The organism is Streptomyces cinereoruber (genome assembly GCF_009299385.1).
GTDB lineage: Bacteria > Actinomycetota > Actinomycetes > Streptomycetales > Streptomycetaceae > Streptomyces > Streptomyces bikiniensis.
The window spans coordinates 3,530,920-3,550,350 of record NZ_CP023693.1; the positions used below are offsets into that span (position 1 = coordinate 3,530,920).

Genomic DNA, 19,431 nt, shown 5'->3' on the forward strand with positions numbered 1-19,431 from the left:
GAACCCGGCCCCGTACGGCGCCGTCCTAGAAGGCGCACCAGCCGGAACGGCCCGCCGAACGCGCCGCAGGGCCCGACCGGAGTCAAAGACCCTGCGCAGGACCACGGGAAGTACGGGAAGCCATGTCTGTCACGGTAGATGGGGACAAAAGAGGATCGGTTCCGGTTCGGGTACGCCGGATCCTCCGCGGCCCCCGGCCCGAGAAGGTCCCCTCCCTCGTCGGCACCGCCTGCACCCTCATCGGCCTCGTCGACATCGCCGCCGGAATCTTCCCCCGCTTCCGCGCCAGCCGCGTCCACGCCCTCGCCGAAGTCCTCCCCGGCACCCTCGGCCCCCTCTCCGCCGCCCTCTCCCTGAGCGCCGGCGTCCTCCTCCTGCTCCTCGCCCACGGCCTCAAGCGCCACAAGCGCCGCGCCTGGCGCGCCGCCGTCGTCCTCCTCCCCCTCGGCGCCACCGCCCAGTTCGTCTGGCGCCACTCGATCCTCGGCGTCCTCCTCTCCCTCGCCCTCCTCACCCTCCTCCTGCGCCACCGCGGCCAGTTCGCCGCCCTCCCCGACCCCCGCAGCCGCTGGCGCGCCCTCGCCAACTTCATCCTCATGGGCGCCGGCTCCCTCGCCCTCGGCCTCGTCATCGTCAGCGCCCACCCGCGCCGCACCGTCGGCGACCCCAGCCTCACCGACCGCCTCGAACACGTCCTGTACGGGCTCCTCGGCGTCGAAGGCCCCGTCGCCTACACCCACGGCGTCGACTGGACCGTCGGCTACTCCCTCGGCGCCCTCGGCATGCTCACCGCCCTCACCACCATCTACCTGGCCTTCCGCCCCGAGCACCCCGCCGCCCGCCTCACCGACGACGACGAGACCCGGCTGCGCGCCCTCCTCGACCAGCACGGCGGCCGCGACTCCCTCGGCCACTTCGCCCTCCGCCGCGACAAGGGCGTCGTCTTCTCCCCCAGCGGCAAGGCCGCCGTCTGCTACCGCGTCGTCTCCGGCGTCATGCTCGCCAGCGGCGACCCCATCGGCGACGTCGAGGCCTGGCCCGGCGCCATCGAACGCTTCATGGACGAAGCCAAGATCCACTCCTGGACCCCCGCCGTCATGGGCTGCTCCGAGACCGGCGGCCAGGTCTGGACCCGCGAGACCGGCCTCGACGCCCTCGAACTCGGCGACGAGGCGATCGTCGACGTCGCCGACTTCTCCCTCTCCGGCCGGGCCATGCGCAACGTCCGCCAGATGGTCAAACGCATCGAACGCAACGGCTACACCACCCGCGTCCGCCGCGTCCGCGACCTCGACGACGCCGAACTCGCGCGCATCCGCCGCGCCGCCGCCGACTGGCGCGGCACCGACACCGAACGCGGCTTCTCCATGGCCCTCGGCCGCATCGGCGCCCCCGGCGACGGCGACGCCGTCATAGCGACCGCCCACAAGGAGGACGACACCGGCACGGACTCCCCCTACGGCGACCTCAAGGCGATCATCCACTTCGTCCCCTGGGGCCCCGACGGCATGTCCCTCGAACTCATGCGCCGCGACCGCTCCGCCGACCCCGGCATGAACGAGCTCCTCATCGTCGCCGCCCTCCAGGCCTCCCCCGCCCTCGGCATCGCCCGCGTCTCCCTCAACTTCGCCATGTTCCGCGCCGCCCTCGCCCGCGGCGAGAAGATCGGCGCCGGACCCGTCCTCCGCCTCTGGCGCGGACTCCTCGTCTTCCTCTCCCGCTGGTTCCAGATCGAGTCCCTCTACAAGTTCAACGCCAAGTTCCGGCCCCGCTGGGAACCCCGCTTCGTCGTCTACCGCACCACCCGCGACCTGCCCCGCATCGGCCTCGCCGCCCTGCAGGCCGAAGGCTTCGTGAACCTCTCCCTCCCCCGCCCCTTCACCCGCCGCCGCCCGACCCCGGCCCCCCGCCCCTGCGCCCACCTCACCCCCCGCACCCCCACCGAGCACAAAGCACACGCGGCCTAGGACCTGTCCGGGCCCTACGCTGGACCCATGAGTACGACGACCGACCGGGGAACGGCCCGGGGCCTGCCGGAGTGGGACCGCTGCGCGGTCATGGGCGTGGTCAACGTGACCCCCGACTCCTTCTCCGACGGCGGCCGCTGGTTCGACACCACGGCCGCCGTCAAACACGGCCTCCACCTCGTCGCCGAAGGCGCCGACCTGGTCGACGTCGGCGGCGAGTCCACCCGCCCCGGCGCCACCCGCGTCGACGAGGAGGAAGAACTCCGCCGCGTCGTCCCCGTCGTCCGCGGCCTCGCCGCCGAAGGCGTCACCGTCTCCGTCGACACCATGCGCGCCGCCGTCGCCGCCCGCGCCGTCGACGCCGGCGCCGTCCTCGTCAACGACGTCAGCGGCGGCCTCGCCGACCCCGCCATGGTCCCCGCCGTCGCCGCCGCCGAAGTCCCCTTCGTCGTCATGCACTGGCGCGGCTTCAGCGAGAACATGAACAGCCTCGCCGTGTACGACGACGTCGTCGCCGACGTCGTCACCGAACTCCGCACCCGCATGGAAGCCGTCGTCGACGGCGGCGTCCACCCCGACCGCATCGTGATCGACCCCGGCCTCGGCTTCGCCAAACTCGCCCCCCACGACCTCGCCCTCGTCGCCCACCTCCCCGAGCTGCGCGCCCTCGGCCGCCCCCTCCTCGTCGCCGCCTCCCGCAAACGCTTCCTCGGCCACGTCCTCGCCCGCGAGGGCGCCGCCCCGCCCCCCGCCCGCGAACGCGACGCCGCCACCGCCGCCGTCTCCGCCCTCGCCGCCCACGCGGGCGCGTGGGCCGTCCGCGTCCACGAGGTCCGGGCCACCGCCGACGCCGTACGGGTCGCCCGCGCCGTCGAAGGAGCCAGGTGACCCCCGCCACCGACGCGGCCGCCGTCGAAGCCGCCAACACCGCCTTCTACGAGGCCATGGAGACCGGCGACTTCGACACCGTCTCCGGACTCTGGCTCGACGACGACGCCACCCCCGTCACCTGCGTCCACCCCGGCTGGCCCGTCCTCACCGGCCGCGGCGAGGTCCTCCGCTCGTACGCCCTGATCATGGCGAACACCGAGTACATCCAGTTCTTCCTCACCGACCTCAAGATCTCCCTCGCCGCCGACACCGCCCTCGTCACCTGCACCGAGAACATCCTCAGCGGCGGCCCCGCCGAGGACGGCGCCGAACTCGGACCCCTCGTCGGACAGCTCGTCGTCGCCACCAACGTCTTCCGCCGCACCCCCGACGGCTGGCGCCTCTGGTCCCACCACGCCTCCCCCGTCCTCGCCGGAGACGACGGCCCGGACAACGCGGAAACCGCCCCCGACGACCTCGAACCACCCTCCTGACCTGCGCTTCCGCCCGCCCCCGGCCCCCCACGGGCACGCCCTGTCGGTCCTCGCGGGTAGATTCGACACCGGACACCCGGCCGTCCGCACCCGGCTGCGTGGCCACCCGAACTACGACAGCAGGAGTGATTCGCGTGGATCGTGTCGCGCTGCGCGGCCTCAAGGCCCGGGGCCACCACGGCGTCTTCCCCAAGGAGCGCGAGGAGGGCCAGACCTTCATCGTGGACCTGACCCTCGGCCTGGACACCCGCCCCGCCGCCGCCGGGGACGACCTCTCCAAGACCGTCCACTACGGCATCGTCGCCGAAGAGGTCGTCGACGTCGTCCAGGGCGAGCCCGTCGACCTCATCGAAACCCTCGCCGAACGCATCGCCCAGCAGTGCCTGCGCCATGCCGGGGTACAGGAGGTGGAGGTCGTCGTCCACAAGCCGGACGCGCCCATCACCGTGCCCTTCGACGACGTCACCATCACGATCACCCGGAGCCGACGATGAAAGCGACGCACAGCGACCCCACCGTCCAGCCCGTACCCGCCTCCGTCGTCGAGACCGTCGACGCCGCCGACACCACCCTCTCCAACCCCCGCTGGGCCGTCCTCGCCCTCGGCGCCAACCTCGGCAACCGCCTGGAGACCCTCCAGGGCGCCGTCGACGCCCTCGCCGACACCCCCGGCCTCCGCGTCAAGGCCGTCTCCCCCGTCTACGAGACCGAGCCCTGGGGCGTCGACCCCGGCAGCCAGCCCTCGTACTTCAACGCCGTCGCCCTCGTGAAGACGACCCTGCCGCCCTCCTCCCTCCTGGAGCGCGCCCACGCCGTCGAGGAGGCCTTCCACCGCGTCCGCGAGGAGCGCTGGGGCCCCCGCACCATCGACGTCGACATCGTCGCGTACGCGGACGTGGTCTCCGACGACCCCGTCCTCACCCTGCCCCACCCCCGCGCCCACCAGCGCGCCTTCGTCCTCGCCCCCTGGCACGACGTGGACCCCGAGGCCCAGCTCCCCGGCCACGGCCCGGTCGCCGCCCTCCTCTCCGCCGCCGGCGACGAGGGCGTCACCCTCCGTACCGACCTGGAACTCCGTCTGCCCGAGTAGTCGTTAGGCTCGTGGCAGACCGCCCGCGACCACACGAAGGACACCCGGTGAAACAACTGCGGCTGAAGGTGCTCGCCGGACTGTTCCTGGCGGCCGGCATCCTCTCCTGGGGCGGCGCCCGGCTCTGGGACGCGGTCGGCTCCCTCCCCAGCGTGCCGGTCGCCGCGCCGATCGTCCTCGCCGTGATCGCCGTCGTCCTCACCGCGACCGCCCTCTCGATCCGCGCCCGCCTCAGGGCCCAGCGGGAACGCCGCCCCGGCGCCAAGGGCGTCGAACCCCTGATGGCGGCCCGCGCGGTGGTCTTCGGCCAGGCCAGCGCCCTGGTCGCCGCCCTCGTCGCCGGCATGTACGGCGGCACGGGCGTCTTCCTCCTCGGCTCCCTCGACGTCCCGGCCCGCCGCGACCAGGCCCTCTACGCGGCCCTCGCGGTCCTGGCGGGCCTGGCCGTCATCGCGGCCGCTCTCTTCCTGGAACGCGTCTGCAGGCTGCCGGAGGACGACGACGAAGGCCCGGGCAGCGCCCGGGCCTGAGGCTTTTCCTCCGTGGTGGCGCTCAGCGCGCCATGATGAGGCTCATCGCCTCGGCACGGGTCGCGGGGTCGCGCAGCTGACCGCGGACGGCCGAGGTGATGGTCTTGGCGCCGGGCTTGCGGATGCCGCGCATCGACATGCACATGTGCTCGCACTCGAAGACCACGATGACCCCGCGCGGCTCCAGGATCTCCATCAGCGAGTCGGCCACCTGGGTGGTGAGCCGCTCCTGCACCTGCGGACGACGGGCGTAGACGTCGACCAGACGGGCCAGTTTCGACAGGCCGGTGATCTTCCCCGACGTGGACGGGATGTACCCGACGTGGGCAACCCCACGAAACGGGACAAGGTGGTGCTCACAGGTCGAAAACACCTCGATGTCCTTGACCAGCACCATTTCGTCGTGACCCAGGTCGAACGTGGTCGTCAGGACGTCCTGGGGCTCCTGCCGCAGACCCGCGAATATCTCCTTGTACGCCCGCGCCACCCGCGCCGGCGTTTCCCTCAGGCCCTCGCGGTCCGGGTCCTCGCCGACCGCGATGAGGAGCTCTCGTACGGCGTTCTCGGCGCGCTTCTCGTCGAAGTCGCCGATCCTGCCCTCGCCGTCCAGCGTCACCGGGTCGGTCATCTTTGCCTCGTTCCGTATGCCTGTGTGCGCGAATGGCCGCGCCCCCACAGGCTAAAACCTGTGGGGGCGCGGGATCCATTCCGGGTCCGCCGGGCGACCGGGGAGGTCAGTCCTCCGGGGACGGCGGGTCCACCGGGGCGATGTCGATGCCCTTGGTGGTGTCGACCTGGGTGGTCGAGCCGTTCGCCGTGTTCGTCAGGGCCAGCTCCTTGGGGGAGAGGACCGGCGGGCGGGTGGAGGGGGTGCGGCGGGAGGAGCCGGTCCACGCCGGGCGGGCCGGGCGCTTCACGATGGGGGCGAAGATCTCGGCGATCTCCTCCTTGCCCAGGGTCTCCTTCTCCAGGAGGGCGAGGACCAGGTTGTCGAGGACGTCTCGGTTCTCGACCAGGATCTCCCAGGCCTCGTTGTGGGCGGTCTCGATGAGCTTCTTGACCTCTTCGTCGACCAGCGCCGCGACCTCTTCCGAGTAGTCGCGCTGGTGCGCCATCTCGCGCCCGAGGAAGGGCTCGGTGTTGTCGCCGCCGAACTTGATCGCGCCGAGGCGCTCGGTCATGCCGTACTGGGTGACCATCGCGCGGGCCGTGGCGGTGGCCTTCTCGATGTCGTTCGCGGCGCCGGTGGTCGGGTCGTGGAAGACCAGTTCCTCGGCGGCGCGTCCGCCCAGCATGTAGGCGAGCTGGTCGAGCATCTCGTTGCGGGTGGTCGAGTACTTGTCCTCGTCCGGCAGGACCATCGTGTAGCCCAGGGCACGGCCGCGGGACAGGATGGTGATCTTGTGGACGGGGTCGGAGTTCGGCGAGGCCGCCGCGACCAGGGCGTGGCCGCCCTCGTGGTACGCGGTGATCTTCTTCTCCTTGTCCGACATGATCCGGGTCCGCTTCTGCGGGCCCGCGACCACGCGGTCGATCGCCTCGTCCAGCGCCTTGTTGTCGATGAGCTTCTGGTCGCTGCGGGCGGTGAGGAGCGCCGCCTCGTTGAGGACGTTGGAGAGGTCCGCGCCGGTGAAGCCGGGGGTGCGTCGGGCGACGGCGCCGAGGTCGACGTCCGGGGCGACCGGCTTGCCCTTCTGGTGGACCTTGAGGATCTCCAGGCGGCCCAGCATGTCGGGGCGGTCGACGGCGATCTGCCGGTCGAAGCGGCCGGGGCGCAGGAGGGCCGGGTCGAGGATGTCGGGGCGGTTCGTGGCGGCGATCAGGATGACGCCGCCCTTGACGTCGAAGCCGTCCATCTCCACGAGGAGCTGGTTGAGGGTCTGCTCGCGCTCGTCGTGGCCGCCGCCGAGGCCGGCGCCGCGGTGGCGTCCGACGGCGTCGATCTCGTCCACGAAGACGATGGCGGGCGCGTTGGCCTTGGCCTGCTCGAAGAGGTCGCGGACCCGGGAGGCGCCGACGCCGACGAACATCTCGACGAAGTCGGAGCCGGAGATCGAGTAGAACGGGACCCCGGCCTCGCCGGCGACGGCGCGCGCGAGGAGCGTCTTGCCGGTTCCGGGGGGGCCGTAGAGCAGGACGCCCTTGGGGATCTTGGCGCCGACGGCCTGGAACTTGGCGGGCTCCTGGAGGAATTCCTTGATCTCGTGGAGTTCCTCGACGGCCTCGTCCGAGCCGGCGACGTCGGCGAAGGTGGTCTTCGGGGTGTCCTTGGTGATGAGCTTCGCCTTGGACTTGCCGAACTGCATGACGCGGGAGCCGCCGCCCTGCATCTGGTTCATCAGGAAGAGGAAGACGACCACGATGAGGACGAAGGGGAGGAGGGAGAGGAGGATCGAGACGAGGGCCGACTGCTTCGTCGGGGAGACGGTGTAGCCCTTCTCGATCTGTCCGGCCTCGAACTTCTCCTGGAGCTTGTCGGCGAGTGCGACGCCCTGGCTGCCGATGTAGCTGGCCTGGATCTTGTCGCTCTTGTCGATCTTCTGGCCGTCGACGAGCTCGAGCTTGACGAGCTGTTCGTCGCCGGTGGTGATCTTTGCCTGCTTGACCTGGTTCTTGTCGATCGCCTGGACGACCTTGCCGGTGTCCACCGTCTTGTAGCCCTCGGACGAGCCGACGACCTGCATCAGCACGACCACGGCGAGGACGGCCAGCACGATCCACATGACCGGCCCACGGAAGTATCGCTTCACGTCCATCCATACGGAGCGATAGCGCTCCGTCCCTCCTGCCCGTAGGAAAATGCTGCTGTGAGAGCTGCTGTGAGTACTGCGGTGTGAAAAAACTGTTCTTCGGACGGTACCTCAGCATCGTCGCCCGGGACCGCCTTCCCGTGGTTCAACGGAGGGAAGGCGGTGCGGGTTCCCCGTACGGCCGTGGGTTCAGCCGCCGTAGACGTGCGGGGCGAGCGTGCCGACGAAGGGGAGGTTCCGGTACTTCTCGGCGTAGTCGAGGCCGTAGCCGACGACGAACTCGTTGGGGATGTCGAAGCCGATCCACTTGACGTCGATGGCGACCTTGGCGGCCTCGGGCTTGCGCAGGAGGGTGCAGACCTCCAGGGAGGCGGGTTCGCGCGAGCCGAGGTTGGACAGGAGCCAGGACAGGGTGAGGCCGGAGTCGATGATGTCCTCGACGATCAGGACGTGCTTGCCCTTGATGTCGGTGTCGAGGTCCTTGAGGATGCGGACGACGCCGGAGGACTGGGTGCCGGCTCCGTAGGAGGAGACGGCCATCCAGTCCATGGTGACGGGGGTGGACAGGGCGCGAGCCAGGTCCGCCATCACCATCACGGCGCCCTTGAGGACGCCGACGATGAGCAGGTCCTTGCCCGCGTATTCCGTGTCGATCTTCGCGGCCAGCTCGGTCAGCTTGGCGTCGATCTCTTCCTTGGTGATGAGCACCGACTGGAGGTCGGTGCCCATGTCCTTCTCGTTCACCCGGGTCACTTTCGTTGCAGCGTGCGTCAGCCTTGCCGGATGACCAGTCTGCCACCCTGGCGGCGGGCTTCGACGCGGCCGGGCAGGTTGATGGCTCCCTGGCCGCGCCAGCCGGTGACGAGGCGGTCGACTTCCTCGATGTGGCGGGCGAAGAGGGATCCGGCGGGGGCGCCCTCGGCGATGACGGCGCGGCGCAGGACGCGGCGGCGCACGGCGGGGGGCAGTCCGAAGAGTTTGGCGCATTCGAGGGCGCCGGCCTCGTCGCGTACGGCGGTCTCGGCGTCGGCGGCCCAGGTGTCGAGGGCGTCGGCGTCGTCGCGGGAGAGCCGGGCCGTGCGGGCGAGGGCTTCGACGACGCCTTTGCCGAGGGCCTTCTCCAGGGCGGGGAGGCCTTCGTGGCGGAGTCGGGAGCGGGTGTAGGCGGGGTCGGTGTTGTGGGGGTCGTCCCAGACGGCGAGTTCCTGTGCGACGCAGGCCTTGCGGACGGTCTGGCGGTCGAGCTGGAGGAAGGGGCGCCGGTAGCGGCGGGTGGCGCCGGAGACGGCGGCCATGCCGGAGAGGGAGCGGATTCCGGAGCCGCGGGCGAGGCCGAGGAGGACGGTCTCGGCCTGGTCGTCGCGGGTGTGGCCGAGGAGGACGGCGGCGGCGCCGTGGCGTTCGGCGGCGGCGTCGAGGGCGGCGTAGCGGGCGTCGCGGGCGGCGGCCTCGGGTCCTCCTTCGCGTCCGACGGTGACGGCGACGGCCTCGGAGGGGGTGAGGCCGAGCGCGGTCATGCGTTCGGCGACCTCGGCGGCCCGGGTGTCGGAGCCTTCCTGGAGGCCGTGGTCGACGGTGATGCCGCCGGCGCGTACGGGGAGTTTGCGGGCTTCGAAGGCGAGGGCGGAGGCGAGCGCCATGGAGTCGGCGCCTCCGGAGCAGGCGACGAGCACGAGGGGGGCGTGCGGGTCGGCCGTGGTGGGGGGAGGGGTGTTCCGGTGCTCGGCTCGCTGCTCTGCCCGGTGTTCGGTGAGGACGTCGTGGAGTACGCGGCGGACCGCCAGGCGTATCGCCGCGACCGCAGGATGGGGACCCATGTCCGGTGCCCTTCGTGAATGGGGTGGGGTGCCTCGGTCGGAATCTTAACGGTCGGAATGGGGGGTTCGGTCACTCAGAGTGCGTCGATGGTGACAGAAACCCGGCCGTTACCCGAGCATTGCACGCCTCACCCCGTGGTCAGGGTCCCTCGGACGGGTGATTGGCGGGGGGTCGCCCGGCGTTCTGGTGCCGTCCGCCCCATGCGTCTCATGAGTCTGCCTTACGGTGCACCCTCGCGATCCAGTCGGCGGGGGCGGCGATCTCGCTCTTGGTGGGGAGCGTGTTGGGGGAGGTCCAGACGCGGTTGAAGCCGTCCATGCCGACCTGGTCGACGACGGCGCGGACGAAGCGTTCGCCGTCGCGGTACTGGCGGAGCTTGGCGTCGAGGCCGAGGAGCTTGCGGAGGGCGAGGTCGAGGCGGGAGGCGCCGCGGGCGCGGCGGGCCTGGAACTTCTCGCGGATCTCGGCGACGGAGGGGACGACCTGGGGGCCGACGCCGTCCATGACGTAGTCGGCGTGGCCTTCGAGGAGGGACATGACGGCGGTGAGGCGGCCGAGGATCTCGCGCTGTTCGGGGGACTGGACGAGTTCGACCAGGGAGGGGGCGGGTTCGCCCTCCTCTCCTTCGGGGCGTCCGCCGGCGAGGGTCTGGGCGGCTTCGCGGAGGCGTTCGACGAAGGTCCCGGGGTCGACGTCGGTGGCGGCGAGGAACGTCTGGATTTCGCCCTGGAGGTGGTCGCGGAGCCAGGGGACGGCGGTGAACTGGGTGCGGTGGGTCTCCTCGTGGAGGCAGACCCAGAGGCGGAAGTCGTGCGGGGAGACCTCCAGTTCGCGTTCGACGTGGACGATGTTGGGGGCGACGAGGAGGAGGCGTCCGGCGCCGTTCGCTCCGGCGGGGAGGTCGCGGGTGGCGGGGGCGAAGGTCTCGTACTGGCCGAGGATGCGGGAGGCGAGGAAGGACAGGAGCATGCCGAGTTCGACGCCGGTGACCTTGCCGCCGACGGCGCCGAGGACGGCGCTGCCGGGGACGGCGGAGCGGCGTTCCTGCATCTTGCCGAGGAGGGGGGTGAGGAGTTCGCGGAAGCCGGCGACGTTGGCCTTGATCCAGCCGGCGCGGTCGACCACGAGGACGGGGGTGTCGGGGGGTTCGTGGCCCTCGGGGATCATCCGGGTGTAGGCGCGGACGTGTTCTTCCGAGGCCTTGGCGTGCCTGCGGAGTTCGGCGACGACCGCGCGGGCCTCGTCGCGGCCGACGTCGGGTCCTGGCCGTACGAGGCGGGTCGCGGTCGCGACCGCGAGGTTCCAGTCGACCATCCCGGATGTGCCTGCGCCACCGATGCTCGTCATGTGTCAACCGTACGGTCTCGGGGCGCGTTCGGTGTGTGTTCGGTACGGACCCGGTTGGGGCTGTCCGGCGGATCGGGGTCGGACGGGCCGCGGCGTCCGGTGCGGTACATCGCAAGGCGCCGGAGCGGTTCGACAGCGGAGCTGTCGGGCCGTTTCGGCAACGCGGCGAGGTGCCGTGCCGGGCGTCGCGGCCCCGGCCATGATCCGCCGGACAGCCCCTACGGGTGGTCGGGTCCGGTCAGGGCGGCGGAGAGGCGGTCGAGGGCGGGCTGGGCCTGGTACGGGGAGGGGGTGCGGCCGGCGAGGAAGGCGAAGGCGAGGAGGCGTCCGTCGGGGGTGGCGACGGTGCCGGCGAGGGTGTTGACGCCGGTGAGGGTGCCGGTCTTGGCGCGGACGAGGCCGGCTCCGGCGGGGGCGGTGTCGAAGCGGTCGGCGAGGGTGCCGGTGAAGCCGCCGACGGGGAGGCCGGTGAGGAGGGGGCGCAGGGCGGGGCGGGCGGGGTCGGCCGCGCGGGTGAGGAGACCGGTGAGGAGGGCGGCGGAGACGCGGTCGTTGCGGTCGAGGCCGCTGCCGTCGGCGAAGCGGGTGCCGGTGACGGGGAGGCCGAGGCGGGCGAGTTCGGCGCGGACGGCCTTTCCGGCGCCGTCGAAGCTCGCGGGGAGCTTGTGGGCGAGGGCGGTCTGCCGGGCGAGGGCTTCGGCGAGGTCGTTGTCGCTGTGGGTGAGGGTGCGTTCGACCAGGTCGGCGAGGGGGGCGGAGTGGGTGCGGGCGAGGGGGGCGGCCTTCGGGGTGGGGCCGGGGGCGGGGTCGCCGGTGACCGTGACGCCGGCGCGGGTGAGGTGGGCGGCGAAGGCGGTGGCGGTGTCGCGGGCGGGGTCGGCGCTGCGGGGCGCGGGGCCGCTGGGGCTGGTGTCGAGGCGTCCGGCGCGGGTCATGAGGGCGGTGACGGGGGCGATGTTCTCGTTGGGGCCGATGGGGTGGACGGCGGGGCCGGTGTAGAGGCCCGTGTCGTAGGCGAGGCGTACGGAGGTGTGGCCGCGGGCCCTGAGGGCGCGGGCGGTGTCGGTGGCGAGGGCCTTGAGGCGCGTGTCGTCGAGGGTGGGGTCGCCGCCGCCGGTGAGGGTGACGGTCTTCCCGTCGGGGGCGGCGGTCGTGGTGGTGGGGATGCGGTGGTCGGGGCCGAGGGCGGAGAGGGCGGCCGCGGCGGTGGCGATCTTGACGGTGGAGGCGGGGGTCATGGGGGTGGTGGCGCCCTCGCCGTAGAGCTGCTTCCCGGTGGCGGTGTCGACGACGGAGGCGGTGCGGAGGGGGCCGAGGCCGGGGTCGGCGAGGAGGGGGCCGAGGACGGCGGCGAGGTCGGCGGGGCCCTTGCCGGGGTCGGCGTCGGCGGGTCCGGCGGAGGGGCCGGTGGACGGCCCGGCGGGCGCGGCGGGGTTCAGGGCGGCGAGGACGCCGGGGGCGCTGGGGGCCGGTGCGGGGCGGTGGGGCGCGGCGGGGGCCGGGGGCGGCGGGGCGTGACGTGTGCCACCCGCCGCGGGGGCGGCGGCGCGGGCCCGCTCGGCCGTACGCTGACCGGAGTCCCACGGGCCGGCCAGGGTCACCGCCGCGGCGGCCAGGGCCAGACCGAGGGCGGCGGAGCCCGCCGTGAGCTGCCAGGTCCTCGGCTCGGGCATTGCTGACCAGCCCCTTTCGCGATCACACACGTGCGTGAGGGACACTTAACCACCGCGCTGTGTCGCGAGCATTCACTTGTGTTGATTCAGGAGGAGCCACCCGTGGAGTTCGACGTTCTCATCGAGATCCCCAAGGGATCGCGGAACAAGTACGAGGTCGACCACGAGACCGGTCGCATCCGTCTGGACCGTCGCCTCTTCACGTCGACGGCCTACCCGACCGACTACGGCTACGTGGAGAACACCCTCGGCGAGGACGGCGACCCGCTGGACGCGCTCGTCATCCTGGACGAGCCCACGTTCCCGGGCTGCCTGATCAAGTGCCGCGCCATCGGCATGTTCCGCATGACGGACGAGGCGGGCGGCGACGACAAGCTGCTGTGCGTCCCGGCCACCGACCCGCGCATGGAGCACCTGCGGGACATCCACCACGTGGCGGAGTTCGACCGCCTGGAGATCCAGCACTTCTTCGAGGTCTACAAGGACCTGGAGCCGGGCAAGTCGGTCGAGGGCGCGGACTGGGTCGGTCGCGCCGAGGCCGAGGAAGAGATCGAGAAGTCGTACGCGCGGGCCAAGGAGCAGGGCGGCCACTGAGCCGGTTCCGGCCCCGCCGGTCCTGATCGCGTGAAGGGCGGCGCACCCCTCGGGGTGCGCCGCCCTTCGCGTGTCCGTCGCGGCCCCTTCACACGCCCGTCGCACGCGCGGAGTGCGCACGCCCATACTGGAAGCGACGATTCCCCAGGGAGAGCGAGGCGGCAGAGTGGTGGCGGAGCCGGGCGGCTCGATGGACGTGCGGGACGACGGGGCCGGGGAGGCTCCGGAGGACCGGAAACCGCAGTCGGACGAGGCGCGGAGCGCGTTCGTCCCGCCGGCCGGGGTGGAGCGGCCCGCGCCACCGGAGGAGGAGCACCCGACCTCCGAGTTCGCCCTGCCGTCGGGGCTGCGGGCGGAGTCCGGTCCGGAGCCGGAGGGTTCGGCGTTCGCTCCCCCGGCCACCTACTCGGCGAAGAACTCGCCGCCCGCGTTCACGCCGGCGTACGGGGTGCCGCTGGTGCGCCTGGCGCGGGACGCGCCGTGGCAGGACCGGATGCGGACCATGCTGCGGCTGCCGGTGGGCGAGCGGCCGGTGCCGGAGGCGTCGCGCAAGGAGGACGAGTCGGGGCCGTCGGTGCCGCGCGTCCTGGACCTGACCCTGCGCATCGGCGAGCTGCTGCTCGCGGGCGGGGAGGGCGCGGAGGACGTCGAGGCGGCGATGTTCGCGATCTGCCGTTCGTACGGGCTGGACCGGTGCGAGCCGACGGTGACGTTCACGCTGTTGTCGGTGACGTACCAGCCGTCGCTGGTGGACGACCCGGTGACGGCGAACCGGACGGTGCGGCGGCGGGGCACGGACTACACGCGGCTGGCGGCGGTGTACCAGCTGATCGCGGACATCAACGCGCCGGCGCACGACGAGCAGGCGCACGAGGTGACGCCGGAGGAGGCGTACCGGCGGCTGGCGGAGATCCGGCGCAACCGGCACCCGTATCCGGGGTGGGCGCTGACGACGGCGGCGGGGGTGCTCGCGGGGGCGGCGTCGGTGCTGCTGGGCGGTGGCCTGACCGTGTTCTTCGTGGCGGCGCTCGGCGCGGTGCTCGGGGACCGGCTGGCGTGGCTGTGTGCGGGGCGGGGGCTGCCGGAGTTCTACCAGTTCCTGGTGGCGGCGATGCCCCCGGCGGCGATGGGGGTGCTCCTGACGCTGCTGCACGCGGACCTGCGTCCGTCGGCGGTGATCACGGGTGGCCTGTTCGCGCTGATCCCGGGGCGGGCGCTGGTGGCGGCGGTGCAGGACGGTCTGACCGGTTTCTACATCACGGCCTCGGCGCGGCTCCTGGAGGTCATGTACTTCTTCGTGGCGATCGTGGTGGGCGTGCTCTCGGTGCTGTACCTGGCGGTGCAGTTCGACGCGCAGCTGAACCCGGAGGGGGTGCTGCGGGCGGTGGAGCGGCCGGTGACGCAGACCCTGGCGTCGATGGCGCTGTCCGCGACGTTCGCGATCCTGTTGCAGCAGTCGCGGGCGACGGTGCTGTTCGTGACGCTGAACGGCGGGGTGGCGTGGGTGGTGTACGCGTCGATCGCGGTGACCGCGGGCGGCTCCGCGGTGATGGCGACGGCGGTGGCGGCGGGGCTCGTGGGGCTCTTCGGGCAGTTGGTCGCCCGGTACCACCACACGTCGTCGCTGCCGTACGTGACGGCGGCGATCGGGCCGCTGCTGCCCGGTTCGGCGACGTACTTCGGGGTGCTCGCGATCGCCCAGCACAATCTGGACCAGGGGTTCGCGTCGCTGGCGAAGGCGGCGGCGCTGGCGCTGGCGATCGCGATCGGCGTGAACCTGGGGAGCGAGCTGGCCCGCCTGTTCATGCGGGCCCCCGGTGCGGCGGCGGCCCGGCGGGCCGCGAAGCGCACCAGGGGCTTCTAGCGTCGTTGCGTCTTCGTACGGGTTACCGCTTGGCGTGGCGGCCGCGGGAGCCCTGCTGGGGGTCGGGGGTGCCGTGGTCGCCCTCGGCCGCGCGGGCCTTCTTGGACTGCGAGCGGGCCTTGAGGTACTCGATCACGATCGGGACCACGGAGAGCAGGACGATCCCGACGAGGATCTTCTCGATGTGCTCGTGCACGAAGTCGATCTTGCCGAGGGAGGCGCCGAGGATGGTCACGCCGGCGCCCCACAGCACGCCGCCGATGATGTTGAACGTGATGAACGAGCGGTAGTTCATCCGGCTGACGCCCGCGATGATCGGGGTGAAGGTGCGGATGATGGGGACGAAGCGGGCCAGGATGAGGGACTTCGGGCCGTGCTTCTCGAAGAACTCGTGCGCCTTCTCGACGTTCTCCTGCTTGAACAGCTTGGAGTCGGGGCGCTTGAAGAGGGCGGGTCCGACCTTGCGGCCGAAGAGGTATCCGACCTGGTCGCCGATGATCGCGGCGGCCACGATCAGGGTGCAGACCAGCCAGAGCGGCTGGTCGAGCTTCCCGGTGGTGACGAGCAGACCGGTGGTGAAGAGAAGCGAGTCACCGGGCAGGAAGAACCCGATGAGGAGTCCGGACTCGGCGAAGACGATCACCAGGACACCGATCAGACCAAAGGTCTGGATCAAATAGTCCGGGTCCAGCCAGCTCGGTCCGAGGGCAAGCGTGTTCACGGGTTCCGGGCTCCTGCGGTCGGTGGGGGCTTGGGGACGGGCTGCCCCAAGCTATCAACGTGGGGCGGGCGCCCCCGGTTCCACCCGGGTTCCCAGGGGATGCGGAAGGGTCTCACGGGGCAGAAAGTGTGGAATCAGGAGGTGTATGCCGATGGGCATCGAGGAGTACGGGGGCGGACAGGGTCCGCACCCCGAAGTACTGGTCGTGACGACGAACGACGTCCCGGGACACGAGGTCCGGCAGGTGATCGGCGAGGTCTTCGGACTCACCGTGCGCTCCCGGCACCTGGGCAGCCAGATCGGCGCGGGGCTGAAGTCGATGATCGGCGGAGAGCTGAAGGGTCTGACGAAGACCCTGGTGGAGACCCGCAACCAGGCGATGGAGCGCCTGGTGGAGCAGGCGCGGGCGCGCGGCGCGAACGCGGTGCTCTCCTTCCGCTTCGACGTGACGGAGGCGGCGGACGTGGGCACGGAGGTCTGCGCGTACGGCACGGCGGTGGTGATCGCGCCCCGGGTGTGAGTTCCGGGCGCGGGCCCGCGGCGCGGGGCGGTGCGCGGTGCGGGTCGGTGCGGGGCTTCGGCCCCGCACCGCACCGGGCTCCCCAGGCGTGAGGTGTGGGTTCGGGCGGTTCGGCCCGATCTCGGTGGTTCACGACTTTTGCTCACCTATGGTGGGGCCGTGTCCACCGATCGTGCGCCGGCCGCGCCCTCCCCCGCCGCCGACGAGGCCCCGCTGCGGGTCCTGTTGCCGCAGATCCTGCCCGCGCTCGTGGTCGGGGCGGGGTCCGGGCTGCTCTTCCTGGGGATCAGCGCCCTCTCGGAGGAGTTCAAGCACGTCCTCTGGGAGGACCTGCCCGACGCCCTCGGGATCGGCGGGTACTCCTCCCTCTGGATGATCACCATGCTCACGGCGACCGGTGTCGCCGTGGGCCTGGTCGTGTGGAAGACGCCCGGGCACGCCGGGCCCGACCCGGCGACCACGGGGCTCGGCGGGGCGCCGATCGCCCCGGGCGCGGTGCCGGGGCTGCTGCTCGCCGGCACCCTCGCGCTGGCCGGCGGGGTCAGCCTGGGCCCCGAGAACCCGATCATCGCCTCCAACATCGCGCTCGCGTACTGGGCGGGCCGCAGGCTCGCGCCCGCCGTGCCGGGCATCGCCTGGATCTCGCTCGCGACGGCCGCCACGATCGGCGCCCTCTTCGGCACCCCGGTCGCGGCCGCCCTGGTCATCTCCGAGGCCCTGGCCGGGCACCCGGGCCCCGGCTCCCTCTGGGACCGCCTGTTCGCCCCGCTCCTGGCCGCCGGCACCGGCGCCATGACCACCCAGCTGCTCGCCGAGCCCACCTTCGCCCTGGGGCTGCCGCCGCTGACCGACCCCGGCTGGGAGGACCTGCTCGCGGCCCTGGTGATCGCCTCCGCCGCGGCCCTCTTCGGCCTCGCCGCCTGCTACCTCTTCCCGTACGTCCACGCCGCTGCCCGGCGGCTGCGGCACCCGATGCTGATGCTGCCCCTCGGCGGGCTCGTCCTCGGCCTCCTGGGGGCCCTCGGCGGGCACCTGACCCTCTTCAAGGGCCTGGAGGAGATCAAGGAACTGACGGCGAACATCGGCGGCTGGTCCTCGGGCGAGCTGGCGAAGCTGGCGGTGGTCAAGCTCGTCGCCCTGCTCGTCGCCGCCTCCTGCGGCTTCCGGGGCGGACGGATCTTCCCCGCCGTCTTCATCGGCGCCGCCTTCGGCCTGCTCACCCAGGCCCTGGTCCCCGAGGTCCATCCGGCCGTCGCCGTCTCCTCGGCCGTGCTCGGGGTCCTGCTCGCCACCACCCGGCAGGGCTGGATCAGCCTCTTCACCGGCGCCGTCCTCGCCGCCTCCCCCGCCGTGCTGGCCCTGCTCTGCCTGGCCTCGCTCCCCGCCTGGCTGATCGTCACCGGCCGCCCGCAGCTCGAACTGGACGAGAACGGGCGGTCGTTGAGGTAAGGGACGCCCGCCTATTTCCCGAGCCGGCCGAACTTCCGTACCGCCAGCGGGAAGAAGACCGCGAGGAGCAGCAGCGGCCACACCACCGCCGCCGTCACGTGCCCCGGTTCGCCGCCCGGGTTGCCGAAGAGCTCGCGCACCGCCGTCGCGGTCGCGGACATGGGGTTCCACTCCACGACCGCGCCGAGCCAGTCCGGCATCGAGGCGGGCGAGGCGAAGGCGTTGGAGAGGAAGCCGAGGGGCCAGACCAGGATCTGGACCGCCTGCACCAGCTCCGCCCGCCCCGCGACCAGGGCCAGGAAGATCCCGATCCACAGCATCGCGAAGCGCAGCAGGAGCAGCAGTCCCAGGGCGCCCAGGAAGGCCCCGGGGCCGCCGTCCGCCCTCCAGCCCATCGCGTACCCCACGCCGGTCATCAGGAGCAGGCCCACCGCCGACTGGAGCATGTCCGCCGACGCCCGTCCGACCAGGACCGCGCCGTCGGCCATCGGCATCGAGCGGAAGCGGTCGATCACGCCCTTGTTCAGGTCCTGGGCGACCGCCGTCATGGTGGCTTCGAGGCCGAAGACCATGGTCAGGGTGAGCATGCCGGGCACCAGGTAGTCGACGTACGCGCCGTCGACGGCCCGTCCACCGCCCACGAGGTAGCCGAACATCACCAGCATCATGACCGGGAAGACGAGGCCGACCAGGACCTGGACCGGCTGCCGGGCCCAGTGGGCCAGTTCGCGGCGGGTCATCGTCCAGCAGTCGGCCGCCGCGTACGAGGCGCTCATGCCGCCGCCTCCTTCGCCTCGCGGTCCGTCAGGCGCAGGAAGACCTCGTCCAGGGTCGGGCGCCGCAGGGCGATGTCCTCCGCCTCGATCCCGGCCGCCCCGAGCGCCCGCACGGTCCCGGCGAGCGACTCCATCCGGTCGGCCACGGGGGCGCTGAGCAGCCGCCGGTCGGTGTCCACGGTCACCTCGGCGCGGGCCGCCGGGAGGAGGCCGGCCGCCTCGTCGAGCCTGTGGGCGTCCCGTACGACGACGTCGATCCGGTCCGCGCCCACGCGGGCCTTCAGCTCGTCGGCGGTGCCGTCGGCGACGACCCGGCCCCGGTCCACGACCGAGATCCGGTCGGCGAGCCGGTCGGCCTCCTCCAGGTACTGGGTGGTGAGCAGGACCGTGGTGCCGCCGCCGACCAGGGAGCGCACCGACTCCCAGACCTCGGCGCGTCCGCGCGGGTCGAGTCCGGTGGTCGGCTCGTCGAGGAAGAGCACTTCCGGGTCGGTGATCAGGGACGCCGCCAGGTCGAGCCGGCGCCGCATGCCGCCGCTGTACTGCCGGACGGGCTTGCGTCCGGTGTCGGCGAGCCCGAAGCGCTCCAGGAGCTCGTCGGCGCGGGTCCCGGCGCGCCGGGCGCCGAGGTGGTGGAGCCTGCCGAACATCTCCAGGTTCTGCCGGCCGCCCAGCTCCTCGTCCAGGGCCGCGTGCTGGCCGAGGAGCCCGATCCGCCGTCGCACCTCGCGGGCCCCGGTCCGCACGTCGTGCCCGGCGACGCGGACCAGGCCCTCGTCGTGCCGGAGCAGGGTCGCCAGGATCCGCACCGTCGTGGTCTTGCCCGCGCCGTTGGGGCCGAGGAGGCCGTGGACGGTGCCGCGCCCGACGGTGAGGTCGAGTCCGTCCAGGGCGTCCTTGTCCCCGTACCGCTTCCGCGCGCCCTCCACGCGGATCGCTTCCGTGTTCATCCGTTTCCTCCGGAAAAG

At 72.4% G+C, this 19,431-nt stretch carries 19 protein-coding genes; 10 read left to right on the forward strand and 9 right to left on the reverse strand.

The genetic code is table 11. The features are described from left to right. Positions 1 to 122: 122 nt before the first annotated feature. The 6 genes from CP977_RS15705 (at position 123) to CP977_RS15730 (ending at position 4,951) form a co-directional block, all read left to right on the forward strand. Positions 123 to 1,967, forward strand: coding sequence for a phosphatidylglycerol lysyltransferase domain-containing protein (locus CP977_RS15705; RefSeq protein WP_152370324.1), 1,845 nt, complete (start codon positions 123 to 125; stop codon positions 1,965 to 1,967). Positions 1,968 to 1,994: 27 nt separating this feature from the next. Then, positions 1,995 to 2,855, forward strand: a complete 861-nt coding sequence (gene folP / locus CP977_RS15710; protein WP_062754381.1) for a dihydropteroate synthase — start codon at positions 1,995 to 1,997, stop codon at positions 2,853 to 2,855. 56 nt (positions 2,856 to 2,911) lie between these two features. Then, the gene (locus CP977_RS15715) at positions 2,912 to 3,331 is read left to right on the forward strand and encodes a nuclear transport factor 2 family protein (RefSeq protein ID WP_229991717.1); all 420 of its coding nucleotides are present in this window, start codon (positions 2,912 to 2,914) and stop codon (positions 3,329 to 3,331) included. Between the two features lie 134 nt (positions 3,332 to 3,465). Beyond that, the gene (gene folB, locus CP977_RS15720; RefSeq protein ID WP_062754379.1) at positions 3,466 to 3,825 is read left to right on the forward strand and encodes a dihydroneopterin aldolase; all 360 of its coding nucleotides are present in this window, start codon (positions 3,466 to 3,468) and stop codon (positions 3,823 to 3,825) included. Then, on the forward strand, positions 3,822 to 4,421 hold the full coding sequence (folK, locus tag CP977_RS15725; RefSeq protein WP_062754377.1) for a 2-amino-4-hydroxy-6-hydroxymethyldihydropteridine diphosphokinase: 600 nt from the start codon (positions 3,822 to 3,824) through the stop codon (positions 4,419 to 4,421). Before folB ends, folK begins: the two co-directional genes overlap by 4 nt. A 47-nt stretch (positions 4,422 to 4,468) precedes the next feature. After that, on the forward strand, positions 4,469 to 4,951 hold the full coding sequence (locus tag CP977_RS15730) for a DUF3180 domain-containing protein (RefSeq protein WP_062754375.1): 483 nt from the start codon (positions 4,469 to 4,471) through the stop codon (positions 4,949 to 4,951). 22 nt (positions 4,952 to 4,973) lie between these two features. Here CP977_RS15730 and folE read toward each other — a convergent pair whose 3' ends face one another. The 6 genes from folE to dacB all read right to left on the reverse strand — a co-directional run bounded on the left by folE (position 4,974) and on the right by dacB (position 12,539). Further along, positions 4,974 to 5,579 (reverse strand): GTP cyclohydrolase I FolE, encoded by a 606-nt coding sequence (gene folE / locus CP977_RS15735; protein ID WP_030219409.1) that lies wholly within the window; start codon positions 5,577 to 5,579, stop codon positions 4,974 to 4,976. Positions 5,580 to 5,685: 106 nt separating this feature from the next. Further along, positions 5,686 to 7,707: an ATP-dependent zinc metalloprotease FtsH gene (ftsH, locus tag CP977_RS15740; protein WP_062754373.1), complete on the reverse strand. Its 2,022-nt coding sequence runs from the start codon at positions 7,705 to 7,707 to the stop codon at positions 5,686 to 5,688. 183 nt (positions 7,708 to 7,890) lie between these two features. Beyond that, positions 7,891 to 8,430, reverse strand: coding sequence for a hypoxanthine phosphoribosyltransferase (gene hpt, locus CP977_RS15745; protein WP_030219403.1), 540 nt, complete (start codon positions 8,428 to 8,430; stop codon positions 7,891 to 7,893). A gap of 41 nt (positions 8,431 to 8,471) precedes the next feature. Next, the gene (tilS, locus tag CP977_RS15750) at positions 8,472 to 9,518 is read right to left on the reverse strand and encodes a tRNA lysidine(34) synthetase TilS (RefSeq protein ID WP_062754371.1); all 1,047 of its coding nucleotides are present in this window, start codon (positions 9,516 to 9,518) and stop codon (positions 8,472 to 8,474) included. A 208-nt stretch (positions 9,519 to 9,726) separates the two neighbouring features. Further along, positions 9,727 to 10,866, reverse strand: coding sequence for a zinc-dependent metalloprotease (locus CP977_RS15755; RefSeq protein WP_062754369.1), 1,140 nt, complete (start codon positions 10,864 to 10,866; stop codon positions 9,727 to 9,729). 218 nt (positions 10,867 to 11,084) lie between these two features. Beyond that, complete coding sequence (gene dacB / locus CP977_RS15760) at positions 11,085 to 12,539, reverse strand: D-alanyl-D-alanine carboxypeptidase/D-alanyl-D-alanine endopeptidase (protein WP_104860480.1); 1,455 nt, start codon at positions 12,537 to 12,539, stop codon at positions 11,085 to 11,087. Between the two features lie 102 nt (positions 12,540 to 12,641). Here dacB and CP977_RS15765 point away from each other — a divergent pair, with 102 nt between their 5' ends. After that, complete coding sequence (locus CP977_RS15765; RefSeq protein WP_024758444.1) at positions 12,642 to 13,133, forward strand: inorganic diphosphatase; 492 nt, start codon at positions 12,642 to 12,644, stop codon at positions 13,131 to 13,133. Positions 13,134 to 13,299: 166 nt separating this feature from the next. Further along, on the forward strand, positions 13,300 to 14,997 hold the full coding sequence (locus tag CP977_RS15770; protein WP_372460720.1) for a threonine/serine exporter family protein: 1,698 nt from the start codon (positions 13,300 to 13,302) through the stop codon (positions 14,995 to 14,997). 22 nt (positions 14,998 to 15,019) lie between these two features. Here the strand turns inward: CP977_RS15770 and CP977_RS15775 are convergent, their stop codons facing one another. Then, on the reverse strand, positions 15,020 to 15,718 hold the full coding sequence (locus CP977_RS15775) for a DedA family protein (RefSeq protein WP_062754367.1): 699 nt from the start codon (positions 15,716 to 15,718) through the stop codon (positions 15,020 to 15,022). Between the two features lie 151 nt (positions 15,719 to 15,869). Between CP977_RS15775 and CP977_RS15780 the strand changes: the two genes are divergently transcribed. Then, the gene (locus tag CP977_RS15780) at positions 15,870 to 16,238 is read left to right on the forward strand and encodes a YbjQ family protein (RefSeq protein ID WP_062754365.1); all 369 of its coding nucleotides are present in this window, start codon (positions 15,870 to 15,872) and stop codon (positions 16,236 to 16,238) included. 159 nt (positions 16,239 to 16,397) lie between these two features. Beyond that, positions 16,398 to 17,687 carry an ion channel protein gene (locus CP977_RS15785; protein ID WP_152370326.1) on the forward strand — a complete coding sequence of 430 codons (1,290 nt, stop codon included), beginning with the start codon at positions 16,398 to 16,400 and terminating at the stop codon, positions 17,685 to 17,687. 11 nt (positions 17,688 to 17,698) lie between these two features. Here the strand turns inward: CP977_RS15785 and CP977_RS15790 are convergent, their stop codons facing one another. Continuing rightward, complete coding sequence (locus CP977_RS15790) at positions 17,699 to 18,463, reverse strand: ABC transporter permease (RefSeq protein WP_062754361.1); 765 nt, start codon at positions 18,461 to 18,463, stop codon at positions 17,699 to 17,701. Next, entirely contained in the window at positions 18,460 to 19,413 is a 954-nt protein-coding gene (locus CP977_RS15795; protein ID WP_152370327.1) for an ATP-binding cassette domain-containing protein, read from the reverse strand. The genes CP977_RS15790 and CP977_RS15795 overlap by 4 nt, the downstream gene beginning before the upstream one ends. Between the last annotated feature and the right edge of the window lie 18 nt (positions 19,414 to 19,431).